Source organism: Erwinia psidii (assembly GCF_003846135.1).
GTDB lineage: Bacteria > Pseudomonadota > Gammaproteobacteria > Enterobacterales > Enterobacteriaceae > Erwinia > Erwinia psidii.
On sequence record NZ_RHHM01000025.1, the window covers coordinates 1 to 15,543 of the forward strand.

Consider the following 15,543-nt stretch of genomic DNA (forward strand, 5'->3'; position numbering starts at 1 on the left):
AGCGATCAGGGCAGTCATTATACGAGCCGGCAGTACCAACAGTTACTGTGGCGATACCGGATCAAGCAAAGTATGAGCCGGCGTGGGAATTGCTGGGATAATAGCCCAATGGAACGCTTCTTCCGGAGCCTGAAGAATGAGTGGGTGCCGGTGACTGGTTACATAAGCTTTAGCGATGCAGCTCGCGCAATAACGGACTATATCGTTAGGTATTACAGCGCGCTCAGACCACACGAGTATAACGGTGGGTTACCACCAAACGAATCGGAAAACCGATACTGGAAAAACTCTAAAACGGTGGCCAGTTTTTGTTGACCACTACGCTGAGAGCGTTCTGGAAGCACTGGAGAAGGATATTTTCCCTCATGTGGGCAAACGTCCTGTCGCGGAGATCCTGCCTCTGGAGATGCTGGAGGTATTACGCTTGATTGAAAAGCGTGGTTCGCTGGAGAAACTCCGTAAGGTCAGGCAGTACTGCAATCAGATCTTCCGTTATGCCATCGCAACAGGGCGTGCAACGATTAATCCAGCAGCGGAACTCACCGGTACGCTGACTGCACCAAAGACAGAACACTTCCCTCACCTCCTGGCATCTGAATTACCTGCGTTCCTTGCCAGCCTGGCTGATTACCACGGCAGTTGCATTACGCGTATGGCAACCAGTCTGCTGCTATTAACAGGGGTACGTACGATTGAACTTCGCGCTGCAGAGTGGCAAGAGTTTGATCTGGAGAATGCGTTATGGACGATCCCTGAAAGTCGCATGAAGAAACGCCGTAAGCATCTGGTGCCTTTGTCAGACCAGGTTCTGGCGATACTGCAGGAACTCCGCACTTATACCGGTCAGTATCAACTCGTGTTTCCAGGGCGCAGCAACATCAACAAACCGATGAGTGAAGCCAGTATCAACATGGTGATCAAACGTATCGGCTACGATGGTAAAGCTACCGGCCACGGCTTTCGCCACACCATGAGTACCATTTTGCATGAGCAGGGGTTTAATACAGCCTGGATCGAGATGCAACTGGCTCATGTGGATAAAAACTCAATTCGTGGAACCTACAACCACGCGCAATATCTTGAGAATCGCCGTGAAATGATGCAGTGGTACGCTGATTATATTGATAGTCTTTCTGATTAAAACCTGGGATCATACTAACAGCACAAAAACGCCGGGTGGCTCACCCTGGCGTTTTTGTGTTGTTGCATTTTTTTTAATATGTATGACTATAGCTGGTGACAGGAAAAAAGCCCATATTAATCTTGATGAACTAGATTAAAATTGTAATAACTACTGTACATCGGGGATTAAAGCAAAAGGCACTGTATATAAATCAATATGGTCATGTGCTAAGAAATCAATAAAAGATAATCTTTCCATTTTCTCAACGAGTTTCCGACCAACAATCATTGGCACATATTTGTGGTCTGGAAGTATATTATCTGACTTTCCAAAAACCACCCCCCCGCAAGCTTCACCAAATCTTTCAGGTAGTACCTGACCTGTGCTAAAGTGCTCATAAAGGAAACATCCACAATAATCCCATTTTCCGTCGTCAACCATGCATGAAAATTAAAACCAGAGTGACTACCAAAATCTTTAGGTTGAATACCTTTTTTAGACCAGCGCTGAATATCTTCAACTGACGGATTATAGACGAACTGCCCCTCCTTCCAGAGCTGCCCAACAGTAACCCAACCCGACATTCCAAAGCTTCCTCAAAATAAGGTTGTAAGTAATGACTCCACTTTAGGCACTGCCCTGCTGAAGCAGAAACACCCGTCACACCGGATAACGAACAAACATGATTAAATACATTCTGGTAATCATATTCTTTCTCTTTCACAACCCCATTCCACTCTTCCTTAAAGCCCAGCGTCTTTGTGAAAGAAACAGCTTTGTCGAAATTATCATAATAATTCGACATAATATCAAAGACCGGAAAATTTTTTTTATAACCGATAAAGTACCGAAAAAATATCACATAGCATTAACTCTGTCTCTGGATTGGTCTAAGGTTTAGGGCCGTTTGCAGTTGCAAGATTATACTGTGTGGAAAACCTCAGTTCTTCTCAAGTTAATGCCCCCGCTACGTAAAGTAGGTTCGACCCTAAATAATTTCCCATATTGAGTATTTCAGGAAACTGGGACTTCCCATAATTCAGGATCGATTAATGCAGTCCTGTCTGCTGTATAAGCATTAAATTTAGCCATGAAAGTCTCATGTGTCCCGGTAAACAACACGTCCTCGGCATCATTCAGGATACGTCTGTAAACACTTACCAGCCGCTCGTATTCCTCAGAAGCGGTATCCTGAAGCGCCTCAATCACATTTGATACCTTACCAGAGGTAAGCGTTTCCCCAAAAAACTCACCTTCAAAGTGAGGAACCTGAGTGAAAATACGCCCTTTTTGTGATTTGGCAACCTCGTCCCGAATAAGACTATTTACTGTCCACATTCCGCTGTTCACACATTTCCCTTTACGACGGATTTTGGGGGAGTCAGAATCATGAATAACAATATAGGGGATATCGAACTGGTTGAGAATTTTGGCAAACATGGGAATATTGCCTTTGCCAAGGCAGTCAATAACGTGCATCTCGATCCCCAGAGTTTCCTGGAGATGATTCAGCACAATTTTCTCGGTCGGACCTTCCACGAGAACGATTTGGTTATAGAAGAAGAATTCATTCACCATCGGATTACATGCCCGGACGGTTTTTAAATTGATCTTCTCATCCTTATCAAACCCAATATCACTCGTCGATATATATTTATTCTGGCTGTCATTATCCACCCGGATAATTGTTGTGTGATCTTTAGATAAATCTATAAACACCGGTGAATGCGTGGTCGCCATTACCTGCCAGTCAGGATTGTTGGCTGCAAACGCATACAACGCTTCTCGCGCACCACGAATTGTCGGCGGGTGCAGGAAAGCTTCTGGCTCATCGATAAGCAGGATATTACCGTCTCTGGCAACATCACCTTTTTTACTTTTTCCTTCCTGTGAGAGGACTGACAGTGCCGACCATAACAGGGAACGTTTAAGTCCGGTCCCCTGGAGATCAAGCATTGTTGAACGGCCGGTGGGATTTCTGACCTTTAAATATGATGCAGAAGCAATGATCTTCTCATCGATTGGATCTTTGGACTGAGGTATCAACTCCATACTGATACCCGGGAAAATGGCCTCCACGTTATCGGTCATACGGCCAAGCAGCCGGTCAAATTCGGCTTTAGATGAATCAACCAGGGTAGTCGTCAACGCTTCAATTTGCGCGATAACATCGGCTTTAGAATCGGGACCACTGCTGAGGAATTCCTTAACGTTGCTTTTAAGGATTTCGATAATGAGTTCTTGCGTTTTGAGAACTGAATCATCAGGTTTAATTCGAAGTGGTTTGGGAATACGGCTGTTAACAATGCTATCAAATCCACCCAAGCCACCGGTTATGAACTCCCCTTGCCCTTTGGTTGGATCAAATGCCTCTTTTTTCGCCTGTTCGCCAGGTACTTTCCATACCCATCTGAACTTAACGCACTCACCGTAAATCGGATCGTTGTACTTCCATTTTTTCCCAATTGACGCCTCATCATCTGCAGATATATCTGTGAAGATCCCTGTCATGATGACTGGTTTGGAAGCATCCTCATTATGGAAATGGCTGATGTCCAGGATTTTTTCTTTCCCAAGAGCCGAAAATTTCTCGTAAGCATCAAGGATCGTCGATTTTCCAACATTGTTCTGCCCAATTAAAATAATAATATTGTCTATCTTAATATGTATTTCATCACCGATACATTTAAAGTTCTCAACAAAAAAAGACGAAAGTTTCATACCCTCTCCTTATTAAAAACAAACTCTCTTCACTAACCTTTTCAACACTTCGCTTTCCCAACGTAATAGACAGCACACTGGTTTCACCGCACAATAAAAAAATTTTACGCAGTCATATAAAACTTAAATATCTGAATCAGGCCCAGATCTTATTTAAACTCTTTTTTCACTTGAGCTTTCTTTATCAACCGACCGCGAGCTTTTTCAACCGCTTTTTTGGTCCTGTCAGGAAACAACATGACCTGTTGCTCAGCCACATTCAGATGCATATTCTTTTCCAGAAGAGTCATTCTTCATCACTCCAGGGACGAAAACCAACTTCGCTGCTATGGGATTTCTTCAACCCCAGCCTTCTCACCATTATAATAACGGACATTACATTTCTCCGCGGAAGATGCTCTGTTACCGCAGTGCCCACCCTCGGATAGTCTGCTTTAAGAATACCTAGCTCCTCCTCCCGCCAGAAACGACCACTTCGCACACCCATGGTCTCCGCCATCGAAAAGAGTGCATTGATGCTTCTGCCAGGAAGCTGCTGTGAAAGTGACCTGGCTTCGGCCCCTCGAGCATAGTGGTCACGGATAATATCCATTTCAGCTTCACTCCACGGCGCGCTTTTCTTTTTGCGACATCCGAGTTTATCAGCCATCAATCCCACCGCACCTGGGGTACGTCCCAACCGGTCAGCAATCTCAGCAACAAGCATAGAAGAATAGTTATTTTCCAGAAAGGTTAAATCCCTGGCAGTCCATCTGGCACGGTTATTACGGTAACGAGCTGAATTACCCATAATTTTTAGCACTTCTTTTATTTTGATGCATTCTGTTTTATTTCAGCATAACGGGCTGTCAGTTGCTTCAGTGCATTTCCAGTTGAGACCGGACAGCCGCAGATAAAGGTTCCCCCACAGGGTTTTCTGACATTACTCGCAGCTGCTCTTCAGCCGGGATCGACTGATTGAATGACTGCATAGTGGAAAAGACCTCTGATTTCAGCTCGCTGACCGTCATGTATTTCCCCTTCTGCTCATCCAGCCCGTTCAGCCTGTCACTCAGCTTCTGTAACTTCACCATCCCCTGATACCAACCATTCAGGCGTTCTGTCGGCAATGCGGCAGCATTGAGTTGTTGTTGCCAGTGTAATGCCATGGGTTTAGCTTGCTCCGGCCACAGTGCTCCAGCCTGCTCAATCAACTGACGACTGTAGTCAATATTCCAGTCAGGCGGTAATTTATCCAGTCGAGTAAGCTGCTGCTGTGTTTGTGCTATGGCTGTTTGTGAGGATAGAGATTGCTGACGCAACATATCCAGTTGTTCAGGTGCGAGAGTGGTAGGGAACGGAGCCAGTGAAGCAGCAAGCTGAGTCTGTAGAGGATCTGGCCGGTGAAGAAAATGACAGCTCCACACTGAGACCATGCTTATCACCAGCATGGTACACATACCGGCGACGAAGGATTTCCATTTTTTTACCGGAGCGGGCATTGCTGCCAGTACTTCCACATTCGGCTGCGGTTCCGGCTGTGCGACATATACCCACTTCACTGTACTGCCTGGTACCTGGAAATCATCATCCGGACCACCGGCAAGGTCTCTCGTGGATGTTGTCGCATCATTCATCGCGGCGATAGGCAACACAATACCTGACTGACTGGCCGGCCCGGTGCTGGTAATGCCATCGCTGTTTTCCAGCCGGACAGCACTGTTGTGCATCAGGGTACGCAACGTATCGAGCTGGCTCAGATGCTTAAGCTCCAGACGCTGCAGTACCTCTCCCAGCCCGTTAAGCAGTTGCTCTGCCCGATACAACTGGCTGAGGTCACTGTAATTCAGCGGGAGCGATCGCATTCGTTGCTGCAGACGCAGGCTCAGACTGCTGAGGATTTCTATGCGGGCATGGACAGGCTGGGGCCACAGCGCCCCCACTGATGGCTTATCAGCGCCTCGAGTATCGTCAGCCCTTCATTGAGGCCGAACAGGCCAGCCAGTTGCGTACGCGCCAGCGTATACCAGGCTGCCGTTTGCAATTCCACGCCGTTCTGCTCAAACAGTGAAAGACAGAGCTTTTCCGCATAACGCCAGTTCACATCCGGGCGAGCCGGATGCGTCAGCTTACTCAGTTCATCACGCAGGGCGGCATAGTCCGGCAGCGCCCTGGGGTCGCCACCGGTTTTGATTTTACGTGGGGTAATGTCATTCATGGCTGAATATCCATATGAAGGGTGCTGTGCATCCTGTTTATGCCGCTTCGCGCGGGTCTGCAGTTACTGCCAGGTTAACGCTATGGCAGAAGCGCTAAAATCAAACCAAAAAATGTGCTCTCATCAAAATCCTGCCCGAGGCGGGATAAAGCACCTGGTGGAGTAAAAGTCCAGTCGTTCACAGAACCTGACCGCATAAATAAACGCCCCAGTGAAATGGACTGCGTTTCATTATGGAAGGTCACTTCCACGCATCCGGCTACACCCTGGCCGTACAAAAATACCGGCACAAATTTTACGGACCGATTCTCATAACGCAGAACGATACCGTCAATATCAAAAGTGCCGCCCTCAACCAGCAGGTCCGTAACGGATGTACTGACCGTCCCCACATTCAGCCCGGTACCCACCAGCCACGCGTCCATCTGCTCCTGAAGTTGCGTCATTCGCAGGCAAAACTCAGCTACATCGGCCTGAGACTTACTGGCTGCGGAAACAGGAGCGGGTTGTCTGGCCTGTAGTTTTTTGAGAAACTGTGATTTTACTGACATGGTGTTATCTGGCCTTACATCCGGGTTGTCCTGTCGAGATACTGTTGTTGCTTCAGATGGCGTAACATTACCCGCCCCTCCGGCATAAACTCCGTGCCATAGCGCACCAGACCAACACCGCTAAGTTCTGCATCAATGGCATACCGCAGTTCGCCCGGAACATTCTGCTCCAGCAGGACAACGCTAATTTTTTTCAGACGGGGTTCATACTTGAGCAGAACAGCAGACAGCGTCGACATCAGTTTATGTGCGGTGCCGGGAAGTCCCTGCAGAATTTTGGTCATATCTGGCAGACCGTAGTCCGGCAGATGCGCCAGTGTGCCGGCACGGCAGTTCAGGATCCGTTGCATATTATCCAGCACCGACAGGATGACCTGATTTTCTTCACTGATATGCCGAAGGTCGAGATCACCAACAAAGTTGCCGTAAAGCATCTCGCATAATGAGGGCGAATTGCGCGACATGAATCAATCTCCCTCATCTGGAGTCACAGCAAATACGCTGCCACCATCATCTCTTTCCAGCAGCGACCAACGGGCCGGGTGCTTCTTACCATGTTTATCTTCAAACTCCGGCATAATCTGCCCGTCGCGGGTTTGGGTGTACTGCGTCGTCCCGTTAACAATGGTGGCCCATCGACCGTCAAACGGGGATGTTTCACCACTCCAATAGGTGATCCTGACCGGCTCCCAGGACTTACCTTCATCTTCCTTATCCAGCGCAGCACTGGCTTCATCGAAGCGTCTGTACCACTTCACTGTGGATTCTTTATCAAACTGGAAGTTTTCATGTTCAGAGTAGAAATGCAGAGAGCGAGAACCGTTAAATCGGACAGGCTTAATTATCTGATTTACTTTCACCAGTAATGGCGGTAATTCTTCAGTTTTCGTCTCCCCCAGACCAGGCGGTAGCGCTCCAGCCTTGAGAATAAGGCCACCATTATAAGGCAGCAGTTCAATCTCTGGTGTGTTATTCAGTCGATGAGCCAGTTTCTCTTCACCGCCCAGTGTTTCCAGCCAGGGATTACCCAGAATGGTGTACCAACAAGCCCCTTTCAGGCTGATTGCAGCCCCGCCCCCTTCAAGCGTGCCAATAGAATCCACCATCACGCCCGGAAAACGCTGGGCCAGTTTGTATTCGTAAGGGAACATTCTTTCTCGGTCATAAGGAAGGATAAAAGACAATCCAGCATAGCCGTTTTCTACAGCAAAAGTATTACACAGCCACATCAGCCAGGCCTGATAACGCTCTTTTCCATCAGGCTCTTTCAGCAGGGATAGCGGGAAAGTGAGTTTAATAACAGAGCGATCATTATCATTCTGGTAGACTCGTTGCCCCATGATCAGGATGCTGTAATCAGGAGCCAGGTAAGTTTCAACTCCTGAACTCAGTATCCAACTGAATATTTCTTCAGGGGAGGAATCAAGAATATCCTGGCGCAGTTTTGCATAGTTCTTTTCCGTTATAGCAGTCCATTTCTTTACAGGCAGCGTTTTCTTCAGATGAGGTTTAAATTCACCATAATAGCGATCCACGCACTCCACCATCTTGCGGCGGACTTCGGGCGTATGACCCTCTTTAAAAAAGACTGTAATTATCAGCCCGAGATTCACCGCCTGACTGCCGTCCTTGTACTTCACCGATGCTTCCGGCAGCCACTTCTCGATATAATTCAGGTCTAAATCATTCAGTTCCATTCTCATTCCTTATTGGGTTGCCAGCGTGCCAACGGTTCCGACTCCCAGTACTGCTGCCAGCGCTTCCCAGGCAGTTATCGCCAGACGAATAATCAGTAAAAATGCGGCCAACAGGGCTTCCGGGACACCTAACGTCACCACCAACACCCCCACACCTACTGCGACAAGCACCACGCCAACCGTGACAGCCACATCCGTCAGTACCTGAACCCAGTCGACCTGTTTCAGCATATCCAGTGTCATATCGGTGGCTTTCTGGATTTTCAGCCACGCAGCCCGAAGCTGTTCATCCGTCCATGACGCTACTGCATGTCCTGTCTGACTGACCCACTGCCATGCCTGATACCCCTGAGAGTATACCCACTCTCCACTGTCGTTCAGCCAGCCTGCAGCCTGACTGAGCTTTTGCTGCATATCTTCTGACAGCGCGTGCCAGCCGGCAGCCATATTGTTAATCTTTCCTTCGCTGAGGTCGGCCACGACTTTTCCGGCATACGTCCAGGGTTCGACTTTCGCAGGCATCGGGGTGGCAGGTGGCCGTGGGGTGAAAATAGGCGGATAAAGGAACAGCGGCCAGTATTTCGCCCCGCTGGTCTTCCAGGCTTTCATCGTCACATTGACCACCTGATCGCTCCACTGCTGTTCCTCAGGCCGACAGTCGTGGATCTCCAGAATGGTCATGCGTTCCTCGTTACCAAATCCCCCAACAATTTGCATATAGTCGATGTACTGATCTTCTTTAAGCGTATCCCCCGGAAACTTCACCTCCACCAGGCGCTCAAGGTTATCAGTGTGCATCTGCCCTTCCGTGTCCGGCCCGGCAAGCCCCGGCCAGCGATCATTCATGTTTTTCACGATAATGACATCCGGACGGCGGTAGTTACCCTTCCCCGGCACAGGGAAAGGATTGGTGGTGTGCCGCCTGCCAGCACCTTCGCCCAGTAACGCGCTGCTGAGAAACGGACGTGGCGGAGTGGTGCGCATATCAAACGGGACTTCGGCTTTATACCACCACCGGTAATCGCGTTTGATCTCATCCACCCGGATAAGCCCACTGAGCATCAGTTGCTTGAGGCTCATCTGATAGCTTTTGCCGTTACGACGGATTGCCGCCGACAACCGCTGAAAACGCATCGCGTACTCCACCTTGATGTGCAGGTATTGCCGGTTATCGCTCGTCGGCAAACGCGACTGTTTCTCCACCATCTCAACGCCGGTTGTCGTACAGTCCCACGGCTGATTATTGGTCCCGGTGGGAATGTCAGCGCCCGGGGTATCGGGTAAATCGGGCAGTTCCATTACACATCCTCCCTGAATTCGGTTGTCAGTTGCTGTTGGTCGCCATCACCAATAAACCACATGGTTTCTTGCGGCTGCGGCTTGTCCGGTACGACATACAGGTCTACCGCTTCCTGTTCTCGGGTATACACCGCTACGGTCCGGCCTTCTGCATCACTGAATCCACTCGCTTCCTGCCCTGAAGGGGTCTTCAGGTGATAGGGTCTTCCTGCAAGGATCCTGCCCTGCTCATCCTGCAACTGATAAACAGCAGAATAAGCATGTGAAATCCCCATCTCAGGGAAAACCAGTGGCTGGCTGACCCCACCTTCCGTATCCAGTCGGCTGGCCTTGCGGGTGTAAGTCCCCGCCGTCTCGTACTTGATTTGTCCCTGCTCAATGAGGATGGAGCTTCCGCCCCCCACAAGGCGTATTCGCTTCTTCCCGGCCAGCAGCATCTCTCTGGCAGAGATAAGGGTCAGTTTCTGCTCCGCGCTCAGGTGCATCACCCCGTTCTGCGCCTGAAACTGTACGGGCCCCTGAGCCGAAATCAGGCTCAGCTTGCCGTGTTGAGCAAACATTCCCACGCTGTCGCCAGCCAGTCCGGTGATATGCCCTTCAGCACCCATGCTGATGTCACCACCGGCATTCAGGGCGATATTATCAGTGGCCGCCAGTTGCAGATGCTCTGCGCTGGTAAAAGCCATCCCCTCAGGGGCCGAGAAGTGGATCATCTCATTGAGGGTTTTCAGGCGTGTGGCGAACATCGCCTGCTGGCTGGCAATGTCAGCTTCCAGGGCTTTCGCCTGGCGGGTGGCGCTGGCAAGCCCCTCGATTTGTGCGCGGACAGCCTCAATCTCACGGAGTGCCACATCCATATCCAGCACATCGCCTTCGCCGTGCACTTTGCCATCAGCGGTGACCAGCAGCCCTTTTGCCACACGGATAACCCCGAACTCATCGGTGCGCAGCTCGAACCCGGTGCCCCGTGGCTCGTTTTCCGTATCGACGATATGCCCCTGGTTCAGCGCCGTGGCCCCGAACGGCGTGCTGAGTGCGATATGTTCACTCTTGCGCTGGTCTTCCATCCGCAGTTCGTTCTGGCCAGCGGTGCGCAGGATGTTCTGGCTGCGGTTATCGCGGGTGACCACATCCGGGTGTTCAGAGTCATGGAACGCATGGGCGATGTAGGGTCGGTCCGGGTCACCGCCGTCAAAGGCAATCCCCACTTCGGTGCCGTCAGTCAGCGGCGTGTGCCAGCCATAGGTTTCTCCGGCATAGGGTTTGGCCTGACGTATCCACAGATAGTTATAACCGGGCTCTGCATCTTCACGGCTGAAGTCCAGCTTCACCCGGTAGCGCCCCGTTTCATCGAGATGCGCATACGGCGCATTCTTCTCGTCGCTCTCGACGCGGGCGGTCAACGTGCCGGCAATCAGCGGACGTGGTACAGGCTCGGGTCTGAAGCCGAATTGCTCGCTGTAGGGCATGCCCCACACGGAAACGTGCAGACGGGTGTCACGGGCCGCGCGGAAGGTGGTGAGCGTAATGACCATCCCCTCTTTCAGCTCCGGCACGCTACTGTCACCGGTCTCCAGCACCATGCCCGGCGTCAGGTGGCTGGCGTTACTGAACAGGTGCAGGCGAATGGCGTTATTAAGCGCATGTTCATGCTGAATGCGGGCGTAAAAGGCCCCGCTTTCGGTTTCCGGTTCAGGGGTGGTGTCATCCCCCGCTTCACGGTACAGCGCGGCATAGTGGTAGTGCTCGCCAGTGGTGGCAACCTCGTTTCTGACGCTTGCGGTCGCATCCATCGGTATGCTGGCGGTGCGGTAGTTGTAATCCCGTGTGGCCACGCGGCCGGTCACCGTGTGGTGCCACACTCTGGCATCCCATACGGCTTCAACTGCGCCGTCATGGAGGGCAGAAGGCTCACGGTACGGCAGGCGTACATCAAACTGATACTGCAGCTGGCTGTCGGCCAGAGTCACCGTGTCCAGCCCGGTGGTGGTGTTGACCCCGGTGCGGAACCAGATGCCGTCTTCGGCCAGTATTCGCTGGATAAACTGCAGGTCGGTCTCCCGCCATTGGGTGATAAGCTCACGCACCGGGTAGCTGCGCTCAAGCCGGAATTCAAAATCCGCCCCTTCCAGTCCGTGACTGCGCAGGACCTGCTCCACCAGTTCCGGCACGGAGACATTCTGCCAGACCGCACAGCGGCGGGTGTGGCTGAGCAGCGCCAGGCGCGAGGAGAGCGCGACAGCAAAATGCGTCTGGTCCACGGTCTCTTTGAGAACCTCAAAGCCAGTGATGATGCCCTGCACTACACGGCCTGAGAGCATGCTGAGAGTGGCATACTTCAGCATCGCATCCTCACGGCTGATGCCTTTCTGTGGCGTGGTGAACTCAATGCGCCATTCGAACGGCGCATTCAGCGCTTCACGCCCGTGAAAGTTCAGCACATCCGGCTTCAGGATACTGTCGTTAATTTCAAGGCGGTATCGGGTCTGCCCGTCAAACAACGCCAGCCAGTTATCCAGGGTGGTGTCCATGGTTTTACTCCTTCACCGGGACCAGGGTTAGCCCGGTGCTGTTGAGCTGGATGGTCCGCGGCTTGTCCGGGTCGAGGTCGTCGCGGCTCAGTACCAGCTTCCAGGTGTTGTTATGGATATCTGGTCGGTTGAACAGCCCCACCACCGCCACGAACGTTGCCTCTTCGTTCATTGGCATGTTGAGCGTCACGCTGCCTTTGGGCATTACCAGTAATGACTTGCTGGCCACTATGTCTTCTTTCAGCGTGATGTCCGCATCGCGCAGCAGTTTCTGGTAGTCAGCGGCGTCCACCTTCTGGCGGTCTTTAAGCTGATACACCTGCACCATGGTGGCCAGCGGCGTCTGGCTTTCATCGGCATTGATGGCCGAGCGCGGCTCAAAATCGAGATGCAGCACTTTTATTTTTTTGTAGAAGATGGCTCTGGTTGCGCTGACGGTGCCATCCGACACGGCCTGAGTCAGGCCACATGCGGTCAACAGGGAGCAGAGCAGCATGAGTGCAGCGCTGCGCGACAGGGAAGCGAAAGTCATTCGTGGAGTCCTTTTCAGCCTTCAGAAACAGGGGTGTGTTGAATGTGTCTGGTGTTGGGTATTGCGTTCCGGAATATCAGTCGAAACGATAGCCACCGGGCTCTGCCGGTCGCAGGATCTCACAGGCCAGTCCTTCATAGGTGCCCAGGCTCACGGTCAGGTGCGTGCGGGTTGCGGGTTTGTCCCGCTTCAGGCCCAGCACGCCGGTACGTCCCAGTTGCACCCGGTGCGCCTTACCCAGACGGGGTTCGGGCAGGCAACTCACCGGCACCGTGAGGCGAAGACGCACATCGGAGCGGTACCCCATGTACACCCGCAGCAGCACCATCAGGTCAGTGTGCAGCTGGCCGCCGGGCAACCAGCCCTGTGCCTCCTGCGGGTTGTCGGTTGCCAGCATCAGCAGGATACGGCTGCAGGCCTCTTTCCCGGTCCTGCCGAGCGTGGCACGCTGTGACAGGGAAACCCGGTTTCCTTTACCGAGCCCGCTGCGATTCTCTGTGGGGACTTTCACCGGGTCCGGGCTGATAACCGTGCACCGGGTGTCCGGGGCCAGCAGACTCACCAGCTGGCGGATGCCTTCGGCGTTTCGGGTTGGCAACCGCATGGTCCCCAGTAGCGCCAGGAAGCGGGAGACCGGCGTGGCAATCTGCTCCGCCGTACCCGGGATACCCAGCCCAACCAGACCCAGCAGGCACTGAGAAGTGTCATCCACGCCGCCAGCTTCGAAGGTTGCCGGGTAAGCGTATTTGCGCCAGATACGGTAGTACTGGGTGTGGATACGGTGACTGAAGATATCGAGAAATGCGGTGGTGGCTTCATACCCCTCCCGGCGCTGCGCAATATCATCGAGGTACGCCGTCGGCAGCGGGGAGTCCACCCCGTACATCCCGAGGAAAGTGGTCCGCACCGTCGGCGACAGGTCCGGGTAGTCCTCATCGGTTTCGACCGCCTTCAGTTCACTGACCGGGAAGCCCATCCCCGGCCACGGGCGAAAACGCACCGGGTCAGCAGAGAGCTTTTCGGTACTGCCGAGCTTCGGTGCCTGCGGGTTTTCCTGTTCAAGCAACTGGCAGTAGCGGTAGAAATTGACCCGCCAGATGTCCTCGCGAAGCTGCTCCGTCAACCCGGAATGTGCTGGCTGTGATTCTCTTTCCATCGCAGTCGTTTCCCTGTCGGTTGCAGTATCAGTGTGAGCTGGTTGAAGAGGTGCACATCGGCGTAAAGCGCAAAGAAGCGATGCAGCATTTCACCAAACAGCGTAACGTCGCCCTCCCCGGCAAAGTTATCGGCATTCAGGGTGATTTCAATGTCCACCCCGCGCAGCATAAAGCCCTTTTCAAAGCGACGGATAAGCGTGTGCCTCACGGCCACAATCGCCTCCAGGCGACGGCGATTCATCTCATCGTCGGTCCAGTCATACAGCGCCAGCGTGCCACGCAGCACTTCCGGGTTATCCATCATGCTGAGGAAGCTGGAGCCCAGGTGACTCATGACCCGCCAGTGGAAGCGGTCACTGGCAGGCGGATAAAGCGGCAGGGTCGGCACTTTCAGGTTCAGGACCCTGACCGGCACCTTACCTGCCTTCACTACCCGGTCAAGCAGGGTGCTTTCCAGCGAGCGACGAGGCAGCTGGCCATTGGTGCCGGTGATACGGATAGAGAGCGACTCCAGAGCCTGTGACAGTTGCTCCAGCTCGAACGACTTACCACCAAGGATAAGCCAGGTGTCATACAGCCCCGAGGGACCGCGCTTTACACGGGTGTGGAAGTAACGTTCCGGTGCATCGTGGCGCATCATGCCCCCACGGTGACGGAAACTGGTGAACGGCACATACGGATGTTTGCCGTTTTTCACCGCCCCGTGAATGGCATCCACACTGTAGATTTCCGTATGGCCATCCTGCACGCGCATCGGCCGCAACAGGTATTCGTTCTGCAGCGGGTCAGGCGTCAGCGGGTCCGCTTCCAGTGAGAACAGGTTAATCACCGGCGCACAGTGCAGCCGAAAGTTTTCCGTCTCAAACGGCAGGTCTGACGGCCAGCCATCATTCAGCACAATATCGATTTCAAACCAGGTGTTTTTGGCGCTGAGGCCGGTCAGTTCGAGCCCGCGCAGCTCTACGAACATGAATTTCTGGCGGAAGCTGAAATACTCCAGCAGCAACTGGTAACCGCTGAAGGCTGAATCACCTTTTGGCCACAGACGGTCAGTATCGTCAAAACCCATGGGTTTACACCAGCCGTCGAAGCGTACCCGCTCGGTGCGGGTTTCACTGTGGCGGGCATACATGGCATGAACCCGTCGGGTCATCGCCAGATGCAACGCCGAGGCCACCGGGCTGTCAGCATCGAGGTAGATGGCGACCTTATCGATACCGGCTTTTGACCAGTCCACTTTGTCCGGGCAGTCGAAACGAAGGCGAATGGCAGCACGACCATCGGGCTCGGTCTGCAGGCGGGCGTCTGCCAGGTGCAAGGGCTGCAGCGGCACCTCGCGGGTGGTGCGGTACTGACAGACCGTGTTATCGGGACCGACCGGACGCGACAGGACGGAAAAACCGTTTTCGAGCACTTCCATTTTGCGAAGCTGCCGCCAGTCCGGCGTGAACGCCACCACGGAGAGCGACGGAATGGTGCGCAGGTAGTGTGGCCACAGCAGGCTCACCAGCCCTTCGGTCAGTTCCGGCAGGTCATCATCGAGCTTTTCACGCAGGCGGCCCATCAGGAAGGCAAAGCCCTCAAACAGGCGCTCCACATACGGATCGCGGGCCCCGGTTTTATCCAGGTTGAGCATCGCCGCGCGGTCGGGGTGGGCGCGGGCAAACTCTTTACCGGCTTCGCGCAGGTAGCGCATTTCGGCCTCAAAATAACGCAGGGTTAAATCATCCATGTA

13 protein-coding genes and 2 pseudogenes are annotated in these 15,543 nt (G+C 52.8%); 2 read left to right on the plus strand and 13 right to left on the minus strand.

The window, feature by feature from the left end; all coding sequences use genetic code 11:
* Together EB241_RS20325 and EB241_RS20330 are read left to right on the plus strand one after the other, a co-directional pair.
* Window positions 1-315: integrase core domain-containing protein (locus tag EB241_RS20325; RefSeq protein WP_148089653.1), on the plus strand; the 315-nt coding region annotated here is incomplete at its 5' end.
* Window positions 314-1,141, plus strand: a pseudogene (locus tag EB241_RS20330) (tyrosine-type recombinase/integrase); the annotation flags it as partial. The gene EB241_RS20325 and the pseudogene EB241_RS20330, both read left to right, overlap by 2 nt.
* 266 nt (window positions 1,142-1,407) lie before the next feature.
* On the opposite strand, the gene EB241_RS21700 reads toward EB241_RS20330, so the two are convergent.
* The 13 genes and pseudogenes from EB241_RS21700 to tssF form a co-directional block, all read right to left on the minus strand.
* Entirely contained in the window at window positions 1,408-1,707 is a 300-nt protein-coding gene (locus tag EB241_RS21700) for a hypothetical protein (RefSeq protein ID WP_233592664.1), read from the minus strand.
* Window positions 1,708-2,137: 430 nt separating this feature from the next.
* Window positions 2,138-3,844, minus strand: coding sequence for an ATP-dependent nuclease (locus tag EB241_RS20340; protein ID WP_124234883.1), 1,707 nt, complete (start codon window positions 3,842-3,844; stop codon window positions 2,138-2,140).
* Between the two features lie 149 nt (window positions 3,845-3,993).
* Window positions 3,994-4,134, minus strand: coding sequence for a hypothetical protein (locus EB241_RS21000; protein WP_158612434.1), 141 nt, complete (start codon window positions 4,132-4,134; stop codon window positions 3,994-3,996).
* On the minus strand, window positions 4,131-4,634 hold the full coding sequence (locus EB241_RS20345; RefSeq protein WP_124234884.1) for a hypothetical protein: 504 nt from the start codon (window positions 4,632-4,634) through the stop codon (window positions 4,131-4,133). Before EB241_RS20345 ends, EB241_RS21000 begins: the two co-directional genes overlap by 4 nt.
* 17 nt (window positions 4,635-4,651) lie before the next feature.
* Window positions 4,652-6,041 (minus strand): annotated as a pseudogene (locus EB241_RS20350) (VasL domain-containing protein).
* 80 nt (window positions 6,042-6,121) lie between these two features.
* A complete protein-coding gene (locus EB241_RS20355; protein ID WP_124234885.1) occupies window positions 6,122-6,592 on the minus strand; it encodes a hypothetical protein in 471 nt (156 codons plus the stop codon).
* Window positions 6,593-6,606: 14 nt separating this feature from the next.
* The gene (tssE, locus tag EB241_RS20360) at window positions 6,607-7,056 is read right to left on the minus strand and encodes a type VI secretion system baseplate subunit TssE (protein WP_124234886.1); all 450 of its coding nucleotides are present in this window, start codon (window positions 7,054-7,056) and stop codon (window positions 6,607-6,609) included.
* 3 nt (window positions 7,057-7,059) lie between these two features.
* Complete coding sequence (locus EB241_RS20365) at window positions 7,060-8,289, minus strand: DUF3396 domain-containing protein (RefSeq protein ID WP_124234887.1); 1,230 nt, start codon at window positions 8,287-8,289, stop codon at window positions 7,060-7,062.
* 9 nt (window positions 8,290-8,298) lie between these two features.
* Window positions 8,299-9,588, minus strand: coding sequence for a VRR-NUC domain-containing protein (locus EB241_RS20370; protein ID WP_124234888.1), 1,290 nt, complete (start codon window positions 9,586-9,588; stop codon window positions 8,299-8,301).
* Window positions 9,588-12,119, minus strand: a complete 2,532-nt coding sequence (locus tag EB241_RS20375) for a type VI secretion system Vgr family protein (RefSeq protein WP_124234889.1) — start codon at window positions 12,117-12,119, stop codon at window positions 9,588-9,590. Before EB241_RS20375 ends, EB241_RS20370 begins: the two co-directional genes overlap by 1 nt.
* A 4-nt stretch (window positions 12,120-12,123) precedes the next feature.
* A complete protein-coding gene (tssJ, locus tag EB241_RS20380) occupies window positions 12,124-12,651 on the minus strand; it encodes a type VI secretion system lipoprotein TssJ (protein ID WP_124234890.1) in 528 nt (175 codons plus the stop codon).
* A gap of 76 nt (window positions 12,652-12,727) precedes the next feature.
* The gene (gene tssG / locus EB241_RS20385) at window positions 12,728-13,807 is read right to left on the minus strand and encodes a type VI secretion system baseplate subunit TssG (RefSeq protein ID WP_124234891.1); all 1,080 of its coding nucleotides are present in this window, start codon (window positions 13,805-13,807) and stop codon (window positions 12,728-12,730) included.
* Window positions 13,771-15,540, minus strand: coding sequence for a type VI secretion system baseplate subunit TssF (gene tssF / locus EB241_RS20390; RefSeq protein WP_124234892.1), 1,770 nt, complete (start codon window positions 15,538-15,540; stop codon window positions 13,771-13,773). The genes tssG and tssF overlap by 37 nt, the downstream gene beginning before the upstream one ends.
* Window positions 15,541-15,543: the final 3 nt, after the last annotated feature.